At 72.1% G+C, this 10,405-nt stretch carries 8 protein-coding genes; 6 read left to right on the top strand and 2 right to left on the bottom strand.

Going from position 1 to position 10,405, the window contains the following annotated elements:
• Positions 1-178 precede the first annotated feature (178 nt).
• The 5 genes from Q0C41_RS26545 (at position 179) to Q0C41_RS26525 (ending at position 4,800) form a co-directional block, all read left to right on the top strand.
• Complete coding sequence (locus Q0C41_RS26545; RefSeq protein WP_291989151.1) at positions 179-1,561, top strand: sigma 54-interacting transcriptional regulator; 1,383 nt, start codon at positions 179-181, stop codon at positions 1,559-1,561.
• Between the two features lie 9 nt (positions 1,562-1,570).
• Positions 1,571-2,530, top strand: coding sequence for an ABC transporter permease (locus tag Q0C41_RS26540; RefSeq protein WP_291989149.1), 960 nt, complete (start codon positions 1,571-1,573; stop codon positions 2,528-2,530).
• Positions 2,527-3,324, top strand: coding sequence for an ABC transporter permease (locus tag Q0C41_RS26535; RefSeq protein ID WP_291989147.1), 798 nt, complete (start codon positions 2,527-2,529; stop codon positions 3,322-3,324). Before Q0C41_RS26540 ends, Q0C41_RS26535 begins: the two co-directional genes overlap by 4 nt.
• 82 nt (positions 3,325-3,406) lie before the next feature.
• A complete protein-coding gene (locus tag Q0C41_RS26530) occupies positions 3,407-4,000 on the top strand; it encodes a sigma-70 family RNA polymerase sigma factor (protein ID WP_291989145.1) in 594 nt (197 codons plus the stop codon).
• The gene (locus Q0C41_RS26525; RefSeq protein ID WP_291989143.1) at positions 3,997-4,800 is read left to right on the top strand and encodes an anti-sigma factor; all 804 of its coding nucleotides are present in this window, start codon (positions 3,997-3,999) and stop codon (positions 4,798-4,800) included. Before Q0C41_RS26530 ends, Q0C41_RS26525 begins: the two co-directional genes overlap by 4 nt.
• 40 nt (positions 4,801-4,840) lie before the next feature.
• On the opposite strand, the gene Q0C41_RS26520 is transcribed toward Q0C41_RS26525, so the two are convergent.
• Both Q0C41_RS26520 and Q0C41_RS26515 read right to left on the bottom strand, forming a co-directional pair.
• On the bottom strand, positions 4,841-7,063 hold the full coding sequence (locus Q0C41_RS26520) for a hypothetical protein (RefSeq protein ID WP_291989141.1): 2,223 nt from the start codon (positions 7,061-7,063) through the stop codon (positions 4,841-4,843).
• A gap of 7 nt (positions 7,064-7,070) precedes the next feature.
• Positions 7,071-8,933, bottom strand: coding sequence for a SpoIVB peptidase S55 domain-containing protein (locus Q0C41_RS26515; RefSeq protein WP_291989139.1), 1,863 nt, complete (start codon positions 8,931-8,933; stop codon positions 7,071-7,073).
• A 441-nt stretch (positions 8,934-9,374) separates the two neighbouring features.
• Here Q0C41_RS26515 and Q0C41_RS26510 point away from each other — a divergent pair.
• A partial coding sequence (locus Q0C41_RS26510; protein ID WP_291989137.1) for a type I 3-dehydroquinate dehydratase occupies positions 9,375-10,405 on the top strand: 1,031 nt, incomplete at its 3' end.

Here is a 10,405-nt window from a genome sequence, read left to right as displayed (position 1 = left end):
AGCCTGGGCGGCCCCGGCCGTGCCACGGGCCTGCCCCCTGCCGGCCGTCTGGCCCGCGACGACCGCGGGGGCGATGGCGCGCGTCCGGCATGTCCGGCGCGCCTGGCGTGCACTGCCTGCCGCCCCGATCTGTCCTGCCTTCACCTGGATTCCGCCGCATCACGGAGATCGCACTCGCATGACCCATCACGAACTGCTCGACGTCACCGCGCTGCTCGAGGAGGCCACTCGCGACGAGGAGGCGCTCGCCACGGCCTGCCGTTCGGTGCGGCATCACACCCAGGCCGACCACGCAGCGATCCTCGTGGCCCAGGGCGGAGACGCCCGCCTCATGGCCAGCGACGGCACGCCGGGCGATTCCCTGCAGGCGTGGCGCCCGCTCTGCCACGCCGACGCCCCCGAGGCCGTGGCCTCGACGTTCGGCTGGCATGCCGTCGGGAAGCAGGCGCTGGAGGCAGGCGGCTGGCTGTTCGTGTGCGCGCGCTGGCCGACACGCGACGCGGCCCAGCCCCGGCAGGCGCTGCTGCCCGTGTTCGCACGGCTCGTCGCGAGTCACGTGCGACCGTTGCCGCCCGCAGTGGTGGCGGCGCCCGGGCTCCAGCAGACCCTGGTGGGCGACAGCACGGTGATGCGCGACGTCCGCACGCAGATCGCGCTGGCGGCGCGCGCCCCGTTCCCCGTGCTGGTGCGCGGGGAGAGCGGGTGCGGCAAGGAACTGGCCGCGCGGGCGATCCACGCCCTCGGGCAGCGTCGCCACCGGCGCTGTGCGGCCATCAACTGCGCCGCCCTGCCTGACGAACTGCTGGAATCCGAGTTGTTCGGCCATGTGCGCGGGGCCTTCACGGGCGCGGCCACCGACCGGGCCGGGCTGTTCGACGAGGCCGATGGCGGCACGCTGTTCCTGGACGAAGTGGGTGAGCTCGGCGGCCGTGCGCAGGCCAAGCTGCTCCGGGTCTTGCAGGATGGCGAGGTGCGTCGCGTCGGCGAGAACCAGGCCCGCCGCGTCGACGTGCGGATCATCGCCGCGACCAACGTCTCGCTCGAAGAGGCCGTCCGCCGCGGCACCTTCCGCGCCGACCTCTTCTACCGCCTCGACGTCGTCCGCGTCCGGATGCCCGCCTTGCGTGAGCGTCGCGAGGACATCCCGATGCTGGCGCGTCACTTCTGGCAGGACTGCACGGCGCGTGTCGGCAGCCGGGCCCGGCTCGAAGGGCGCGTGCTCGAGGCGCTGATGCGGTACGACTGGCCAGGCAATGTGCGGCAACTGCAGAACACGCTGGCCGCCCTCGCGGTGCGCGTGGCGCCGCGTGGGCGGGTCCGCGTCGACGACCTGCCGCCGGACGTGCGGCGACTGGAGACCGCCATGCCCTATCTGGTCCGCACGGGGCTGGACGCCGCCCGCCGCGAGTTCGAGGCGACGTTCGTGCGCGACGCGCTGAGCCGGGCCGGCGGCCGGCCCTCGCAGGCCGCGCGCGACCTCGGGTTGACGCGGCAGGGGCTGAGCAAGCTGGTGCGGCGCCTCGGCCTCGACGAAGAGACCGCCAGCACTCGACTACCATAGCGGCCGTCCATGCTGCGCTTCCTGACCCGGCGTCTGCTGCTCACGATCCCCGTGCTGCTGGGGGTGGCGACGCTCGTCTTCACGCTGATCCACCTGGTGCCGGGCGATCCCGCCGTGTCCATGCTCGGGGAGGCGGCGACACCGGCCGACGTCGCGGCGTTGCGGGCCCGGCTCGGGCTCGACGACCCGCTACCGACGCAGTACGCCCGCTTCCTGGCCGACGCGGCGCGCGGGCACCTCGGACTGTCGCTGCGCACGGGCCGGCCGGTCACCACCGAGCTGTCGGAGAAGCTGGGCGCCACGGCGCTGCTCGCGGTCACGGCCATGGTGGTGGCCCTGCTGGTCGCCGTGCCCCTCGGCATCATCGCCGCGGTCCGGGCCAACACCTGGGTGGACAACCTCGCGATGGCGCTGGCGCTGGTCGGCGTCTCGATGCCCAATTTCTGGCTGGGCCCGCTGCTGGCGCTGCTGTTCGGCGTCCACCTCGGATGGTTGCCCATCTCCGGGCGCGGTCCCTCCACCGAGATGTTGATCGGGTCGATCCCGCGGGTGCCACCCGAATACCTGGTGCTGCCGGCGACGACGCTCGGGCTGGCGCTGGCGGCGATTCTGGCCCGGATGACGCGCGCCAGTCTGGTCGAGGAACTGAAGGAACTGTACGTGCGGGCCGCGCGATCGCGCGGGCTGTCGCGACGTCGCACGGTGCTGCGCCATGCGTTGCGCAACGGGCTGATTCCCATCATCACGATCGTCGGTCTGCAGTTCGGTGCGGTCCTGACCGGCACGATCATCACCGAGACGATCTTCGCGTGGCCGGGGCTGGGACGCCTGCTGATCCAGTCGATCCAGTTCCGCGACTACCCGATGGTGCAGGGGTGCATCCTGCTCATCGCCGTCACCTACGTCGCCGTCAACCTGCTGACCGACCTGGCCTACGGGCTGGCCGACCCGCGGATTCGCTACGAATGAACCTGCGCATCGGACTCGCGCTCGTGGCCATCGCCGTCGTCGTGGCCCTGGCCGGCCCGTGGATCGTGGCGGCGGACCCGCGGGCGCAGGAACTTGCGCTCCGGCTGGCCGGCCCGACGCTGGCCCATCCCCTCGGCCTCGATGAACTGGGACGCGACATCCTGGCGCGGCTCGTGGCCGGGGCGCGCGTCTCTTTGCTGGTCGGCGTCGCCGTCGTCTCCGTCTCGGCGCTGCTCGGGCTCGTGGTCGGTGGCATCGCCGGGTATGCGGGCGGGTGGGTGGACACGGCGATCGGCCGGGTCATCGACGTGCTGATGGCGTTCCCCGGGATCCTGCTCGCCATCGCACTGGTGGCGGCGCTCGGGCCGAGTCTGCGCAACGTGGTGATCGCCCTGGCGGCCATCGGCTGGGTAGGCTACGCACGACTGGTGCGCGGTCAGGTCCTCAAGGCGCGCGAGTTCGAATACGTTCAGGCCGCCCGCAGCCTGGGGGCGTCGGCCCCGCGGGTGCTGGTGCGGCACGTGCTGCCGTCTGCCTATCCCGCGGTGATCGTGCAGGCGACCCTCGGCATGGCGGGCGCCATCGTCGCCGAGGCGTCGCTCAGTTTTCTCGGACTCGGCGTGCAGCCCCCGACACCGAGCTGGGGGGCGATGCTCGACGCCGGCCGCAGCCACCTGCTTGACGCGCCCCACCTGACGATCTTCCCCGGGGTGGCGATTGCGTTGCTCGTCCTGGGCTTCAACTTCCTCGGCGACGGCCTCCGCGACCGGATCGACCCACGGCAGAGCCGGTGACCGGAACATTTCTGTCCTTGCGGTGTCCAACCTGACATCGGTACGCTCAGGAGGTGACCGCAGGGTGGCAGGGGAACTCTCGATGAAGCCCGTCACGCTCGACTGGTCGAGCGTCAGCGACGCCGAGGCCGCATTGGTCTCCCGGTGTCTCGCCGGCGACGAACAGGCCTGCACGGAACTGGTGGAGAGCCATCAGCGCATGGTCTACCAGCTCGCCTTCCACCTGCTGGGAGACAAGGAAGAGGCCCTCGACCTCTCGCAGGACGTCTTCCTGACCGTCTTCCGCATGCTCGACCGCTTCCGCGGTCAGTCCGCCCTCCGGACCTGGATCTACCGCATCGTCGTCAATCAGGCCCGCAATCGCCAGCGCTGGTGGCGCCGTCGCTACCAGTCGGCGCAGGTGCCCCTCGACGTGCACGTCTCCGAGCACGGCGAGCTGTCGTCGCCGCGCGACGACTGCGGACCGGAGAGGCTGCTGCGCCAGAAGGAACAGGCCGACCGCGTGTGGCAGGCCCTGCGTGACCTGCCGTTCGACCAACGCACGGCGCTGGTGCTTCGGGAGATCGACGGCCTCAGCTACGAAGAGATCGGGTATTCGCTGAACGTGGCCGTCGGTACGGTCAAGTCGCGACTGGCGCGAGCGCGCCAGTTGCTGCGGGCGGAGTTGCAGCCGTGACCAGCCTCAATGCGTGCACGGCCGTCCAGGAGCAGTTGTCGGCATTCCGGGACGGCGAGTTGTCGGTGGCCGACCACCTCGATGTCGGGCAGCACCTCAATCACTGCGCCGCCTGCCGGCGCGTGCTGGACGAACTCGACGACCTGGGCGTCGTGATCCGTCGCGAAGCGACGCTCATGGCGGCGGCCGTCGGCGACGAGCCCGTGCGGCACGGCCTGGCCAGCGCCGTCGTCAGTCGCGTGCGGGCCGAAGAGCAGCAGTCGTGGCCCGTCCGGGTGCGCGAGGCCTTCGACGACATGCATCTCGTGTGGGCCGGGCTGTGCGCGACGGCCGCCGTCGTGGTCTGCGCCGGCCTGGCCGCCGGCATCGTGCTCCTGGCGCCGGCCGACCAGCGCAGTGACTCGCTGCGCGCCCTGATCGCCATGATGGCCTCGCCGGGCACCGACCTCGAGCCGCTGCCGCTGGCGCCCGGGATGGAAGCCCCGCGGGTGTCCGCCGAGGCGGTGCTGCCGCTGATGCTGGCCAGCGACCTGACGCTGGCCACGGACCAGGACGTGGAATTGGCGATTTCCGCCGTCGTGACCCGCGAGGGGCGCATCGAGCGCACCCAGCAACTCGAGGGCACGCCGAACCGGCAGCTCGTGCAGTCGCTGGAGGACGCCGCGCGCTTCCATCCGGCCAGCCGCGCGGGCAGCCCGGTGGCCGTGAGTCTGATCTGGCTCGTGAGCCACACGACCGTGCGGCCCACCATCATCAAGCCGCAGTCGGCACGGCAGGTGCCGGCCGACCTCTCCACCTAGGCCGCGCGAGGCACCGCGGCTCCTCGCGCGGGCCGCGCGCCTACTTGCGCCGGTCGACTTCCAGCGTCGCGAGGTTGGCAAGGCTGTCGGTCGCCCGCAGGACGACCGGCCCCTCGCCGAGGTCGGCGGTCGGCACACTGAAGCGCTCCCGAAGCCCGTCCAGGGCCCCATCCTCCGGGAAGACCGGGCGCCACTGCCCGCTGCCGAGCAGGACATCGACCCGGTCCAGCGTGGAGGCGGCGTCGGTCACCTCGAAGCGCAGCACGTCGGCCGCGCCTCGCGCGGTGCCCGTCGTTGCCTCCCGGACACGGATCGACGGCGGCGTGTTGTCGACCGTGAGCGGGCCGGCTTCACGCTCGCCCTGCAGCGCGGACGCAACGGGATTGGCGCGGTGGTCGCCGGCGACCACGCGCACCATGTAGCGGCCATCGGGCAGCAGGGACGTGTCCCAGGCGTAGACGGCGCCCACCAGGTCCCTGGCCAGCACCCGCCAGTCGTCGGTGCCGACCCGGCGCACCGCCACCTGGTAGCGGAGGTCGTCCTTGTCAGGATCGCTGGCGTCCCACTGGAACGTCTGGAAGCCCTTCTGGAACAGCCGTCGCCCGACCGCGGCCGCGGTGGCCGTCGGCGTCGCCGCGGCAATCGCCTGGTCACGCGCCGGGGCCGGCGTGGTCGACAGGTAGCCCGCGAGGTCCGGCGGTTCCTGTGTGGCGTAGGGCTGCTGGAACACCACACCGGGCGGGTGGATGGTGAGGCTCGTCAGCTTCGGACGCTGATTGCGCGGCAGATACGTCAGCGTGACGTGGTCGAGGATGGGCGTCCCGGCCATCGTCACCTTCCACTGGAGGTAGCGCGCGGGCGGGCTGGCGATGCGCTGCACGCCCTCGTCGTCGCGCACGCCGGTCCAGTCGGCCCACGTGTCGTCGGGCGTCGACGTGTTGCCACTGCGCGTCGAGAAGGTGACCGTGCTGCCCGCGGGCTGCGTCCCTTCCCAGCGCAACAGGCCCCATGTCGCGCCCGTCGTCGCATCCTTGACCTCGGAGGTGTAGGTCCCGGTCGCGGCCGCCGTCCCCGCCAGTTCGATGATCTTGCCGGGGTTCGACGCCAGCAGCAGATAGCGGTCGCCACGCGGCACGATGCGCGTCAACTGCCGTCCCGGGACCTGGGCGATGCGCGCCGTCCGCACGGGATCGCCGTCGAGCGCATAGACGACGCCGTTGTCGGCCGCAATCAGCAACTGGCCCGACGCCGTGGCGTGGAGGTCGAAGGGCAGTTCCCCGGTGGCCTCCCAGTAGGTGTCGAGCAGGCCATTGGCGCCGAGTCGATACACCGCGCCCCGCGTCGCGCCACCGGCACTGGCGGCAGCGGTCGCGGTCGAAGCGGCCGGCGCGGCGCTCACCGTCGTGGCGTCGCCGATGGCGATGACGGTGACCTCGGTGCTGACCGACGCGGTCGGCGTGGACGAGGCCGCCGGCGGCGCGGCGGGACTGCTGGCCGGGGCCGCCCCGGGCGAGACGGCCAGGATCCACGTGGCCCCGTTGGCCCCGGGCCGGATGGCCTGGACCTGCGTGAACGGCCCGTCGAGCAGGGCGAACGCCTTGCCCGCGGCGGGCACGCGATAGAGCCGCCCCGGGCTGTCGGTGCCGACGAGCAGGTCGCCGTTGTCGCTCACCGACAACGCCGTGACGTTGGCCGCCGCGCTCTCGAACACCTTCGTCGGCGCGCCACCCGACCGCGGCACCCGGTAGACGCGCCCCTTGCCGCCGGTGGCTACGTAGACCTGCTGCTCCTTGTCGACCGCGAGGGCCCACACGTAGGTCTCCTCCGGATCGAAGAACACCGTGGCCGTGCCGTTCGCGGTGATGCGGTAGACCTTGCCGTCGGGCGAGGTGGCCGCCAGCAGGGCATCGCCATGCCAGGCCAGCGCATGGACCTGCAGGTCGTCGCTGTCCCAGAACACGCGCGCCGTGTCGCCCGAGAGCGCCAGCACCTGGCCGTCGTTGCCCGATCCGACGTACACCGTGCCGTCGGGCGCGGGCACCGCGGTCCACAGCGCCGGCGACGGATCGTCGTGCACCACGCGCACGGTCGGGCCGAGGGTCAGCCTGCCGTCGCGCGTGATCGCGACCTGCTCGCCGCGCCCGGCCATCCACTGCTCGGTGCTGCTGATCTCCCAGCGTGACGGACCCGCGGCACGCACGGGCAGGGTGACCACGGCCGCGGCGGCGGCCAGTGTCAGGAACAGACGGGACACATGTGTCATGAAAGGCTTACGGAGCGAGAGGAGAGAGGGTGAGCGTGCGCTGACCGGTGGCGACGGCATCGGCCGGCAGTTCCCACTCGCCGAGGACGTCGTGATCGAGGGTCGTGGTGACCACACCGGGCGTGGCGCCCAGGATCTGCATCACGCTGCCAGGCAGCGCGGGCAGGTCGTGCCCGTTGATGACCGATCCGGCCGCCGAGCGGGTGAGGCGAACGTACCAGCGGTCGCCTCGCCGCGCCTTGTTCAGCAACTGGACGAGCTCGACCACCGACCGCGCCTGCTCCAGCGACCGCCGCCGGCCTTCCAGCTGCGCCAGTGTCGCGCCGTCGATGATCTGCACCTGCAGGGGCCCCGTCGCGGTGGCCGGAATGGGGAGGCGCAGACGGTGCATCTGCGGGGCGCTGCGGAAGTTCCGTGTCTCGACCATCAGCGTGACGGTGTCGCCGGCGTGCGGCCGCGGCTCGGCGATCCAGGCGCGGTCCAGCCGCGTCGAGCGCTGCCGCTCGTCGGTGTCGACGTCGAGCGCGATGCGCCCGATGTGCGGCGTGCCGAGATCGCTGCGCAGGACGGCCGACAGGGGCGCGGCCAGCGAGGCTGCCGCCATGGTCACGGCGCTGTCGCCGCCGAACACGTTGTCGAGGCGCAGGGTCGACGCGCCGATGTCGGCCGATCCCTTGAGACGAATCGTCGACGCCCCCACCTCGCGCTGGTACGACTGCAGCACGTTGGCCACCGCCGCGAACACGATCAGCGGCGAGAAGAGCTGATCCTCGGCCACCTCGAACGTGAACTGGCGCGAGGCCGAGCCGTTGGCCCGCATCGCGACCGTCATCGGGATGGTGCGTGGCGTGACGCCGAGGGTGCCGGCGATGGCCGTGGCGCGATCCTGATCCATCACGCCCATCACGTCACCCAGTTGCGCCAGCTTGATCGAGTTCAACAGGCTGGGAATGACCGCGACGACGCGGGCGCGGGTCATGGGGAGCTGCGCCGGCCCGAGGTTGAAGAAGGGGTGCCCGAAGGCCAGCACGCGCGCGCCGTCGACACTGGTGACCGTGCCCGTGGCCCCGAGGGAGAGGTCGCCGCTGACGAGGCTGACGCCGACGGCATCACCCGCCTGCAGCGGCGCCGGATCGGCAGCCGCCCGGCCGACGGCACTGCCGGCCGACACCGGCGCGAAGCCTGCGGTCCCCAGCGTATCGGACAGCCATGCGCCGATGGTGCCCGAGAATCCCCCCATCGACAGCGGCGTGGCGATGGGGCGCAGCACCGGGCTGCTGACCGCGTCCAGCCCGAGGCCCTGCAGTGCCATCGGCGAGAGCGTCACGCCGCCCCGTCCGGGAATCGACGCGAGGAAGGCGTCCCGCAGCGCGTCCGCTGTGAGCGGTGTGTCCAGCGGCAGGGTCGAGACCGTGCGTGGCGCCTGGGACGCCGTCGCGGCCGTCGCATCCACCATCTCGGCGATCGGCGTGATGCCGGCGATGGGCGCCTTGGCGAACTGGCCCATCGAGTAGGCGACCGCGCCAACCAGGCGCCCGTCGATGTAGACCGGGCTGCCGCTCATGCCGGCGATGACGCCGGTGTGCTCGAGCCCGGCCCCCTCGAGGCGGGCCAGGATGACCTGACGCTTCGGCCCGATCACGCCGTCGAGCACGCCCAGCACGTGCGCCTTGAACGTCACCCGCTCCCCGTCGTCCATGCGCGTCACTCCCTCGCCGACCTGGCCGCGCCGGATCTCTGAGACGGGGAAGGTCGTGCCGACCGCACCGACCGGCGCCACCAGCGGGGTGAGTCGACCGGGCACGGGCGCCAGGCACAGCAGGAGCGCGGAGCAGGCGGCAAGGCCGCCGCGAAGCAGGCGATCAGTCACAAGGGGGGAGTCCGGCAAGATGAGTTCGGTTATGACACGCGGTCAGAAGAGGGTCAAGCAACGGGCGGCGCCCATCACCATGTTGGACGCACGTTGACGATGTTCGGACGAGTCTGGTAGGGTCTCTTGGTCATGCCCGGCGTTGCTCCGTCGTTCTTCGTCTCTGGATTTGCTGCCCCCCGTGCGTCGTTTCCGGCGCGCTATTGGTGGTGGTGCACGTCCACAGCCGAGGGCGCGGCCGCCTAGCCGCACATTGACCAGTAGCGACTCGAACGAGTATCTGGCGCCCCTCGGCTACCTGCCGACGGGGCGTTTTCTTTTGTCCGCGCGTACGTGACACGCCCGCGCGCCGAAGTGCTGGAATGCCGTCATGCCGAATGCCGTACTGCCAAAGGCTCTTCCGAAGGCCGACGGCCGAAGGACGAAGGCCGTCAGGGACTGATGTCGATCCTCCCCGTGACACTCGTGGCCACGCTGGCCGACCTCACTGCCGAGGCCCTGTCGACGGCACGTGACGAGGCGCTGCGCGCGGCCGACCTCGTCGAGTTCCGGCTCGACCGCCTGCCCGCCCTGCCACTCGGCGACATCCTCGGGGACGCGGCGCCGCGCGCCATCGTCACGCTGCGGCCCGTCCGTGAAGGCGGCGCCTTCACCGGCCCCGACGCCGAGCGGGACACCGTGCTGCGCGAGGCACTCGCCCGGGGCGCGGCGTTCGTCGACATCGAGTGGGACGCGGCCTTCGGCGACGCCGTCATCGCCGCGTTCCCGGGGCGCGTCGTCCTGTCCCGGCACGATTTCGCCGGCATGCCGGCCGACCTGGGCGCGGTGGTGCGCGAGTTGGCGGCGCGTCACCCCGCGGTGGTGAAGCTGGCGGTGACGCCGACCAGGCTGAGCGACCAGCTCGGCTTCGCTCGGGTCGCGGCCGCGTCATCGGGGGTGCCCGTCGTCCTGATCGCGATGGGAGCCGTGGGGCTGCCCTCGCGGCTGCTGGCCGAGCGGTTCGGGTCGCGCTGGACCTACGGCGGCGCGGCCATCGCGCCGGGGCAGGTGCGGCCGGACGTGATGCGGGCCCGCTATCGCGTCGGCCAGCACACGCCGTCCACGCAGATCTTCGGTGTCGCGGGGCGACCGATCAGTCATTCGTGGTCGCCGACGCTGCACAATGCCGCGCTGCAGGCGTTGGGCATCGATGGGGTGTACGTGCCGCTGGAGGCGCAGGACATCGATGACCTGCTGACGATGGCGGACGCCCTCGGCGTGCGCGGCCTGAGTGTCACGGCGCCCTTCAAGCTCGACGCGCTGGCGCGCGCGGTGTCGGCCGACGCCCTCGCGACGCGGCTCGGGGCCGCCAACACGCTCACGCGCACGGCAGCCGGCTGGGTGGCACGCAACACCGATGTCGAAGGCTTCCTGCACCCGCTCCGGTCCAGGCACCCGCTGGCGGGCGCCCGCGTCGCGGTGCTCGGCGGCGG

Origin of the sequence: Luteitalea sp. (assembly GCF_022842525.1) — a bacterium.
Classification (GTDB): Bacteria; Acidobacteriota; Vicinamibacteria; order Vicinamibacterales; family Vicinamibacteraceae; genus Luteitalea.
The sequence above is the reverse complement of the archived record's forward strand: the minus strand, read 5'-3'. Positions and strand labels throughout refer to the sequence as shown.

Bases quoted from the DNA above. Each gene is read 5' to 3' on its own strand.
- Q0C41_RS26545 (WP_291989151.1), top strand. From the start codon at position 179: ATGACCCATCACGAACTGCTCGACGTCACCGCGCTGCTCGAGGAGGCC.
- Q0C41_RS26540 (WP_291989149.1), top strand. From the start codon at position 1,571: ATGCTGCGCTTCCTGACCCGGCGTCTGCTGCTCACGATCCCCGTGCTG.
- Q0C41_RS26520 (WP_291989141.1), bottom strand. From the start codon at position 7,063: ATGACACATGTGTCCCGTCTGTTCCTGACACTGGCCGCCGCCGCGGCC.
- Q0C41_RS26530 (WP_291989145.1), top strand. From the start codon at position 3,407: ATGAAGCCCGTCACGCTCGACTGGTCGAGCGTCAGCGACGCCGAGGCC.
- Q0C41_RS26535 (WP_291989147.1), top strand. From the start codon at position 2,527: ATGAACCTGCGCATCGGACTCGCGCTCGTGGCCATCGCCGTCGTCGTG.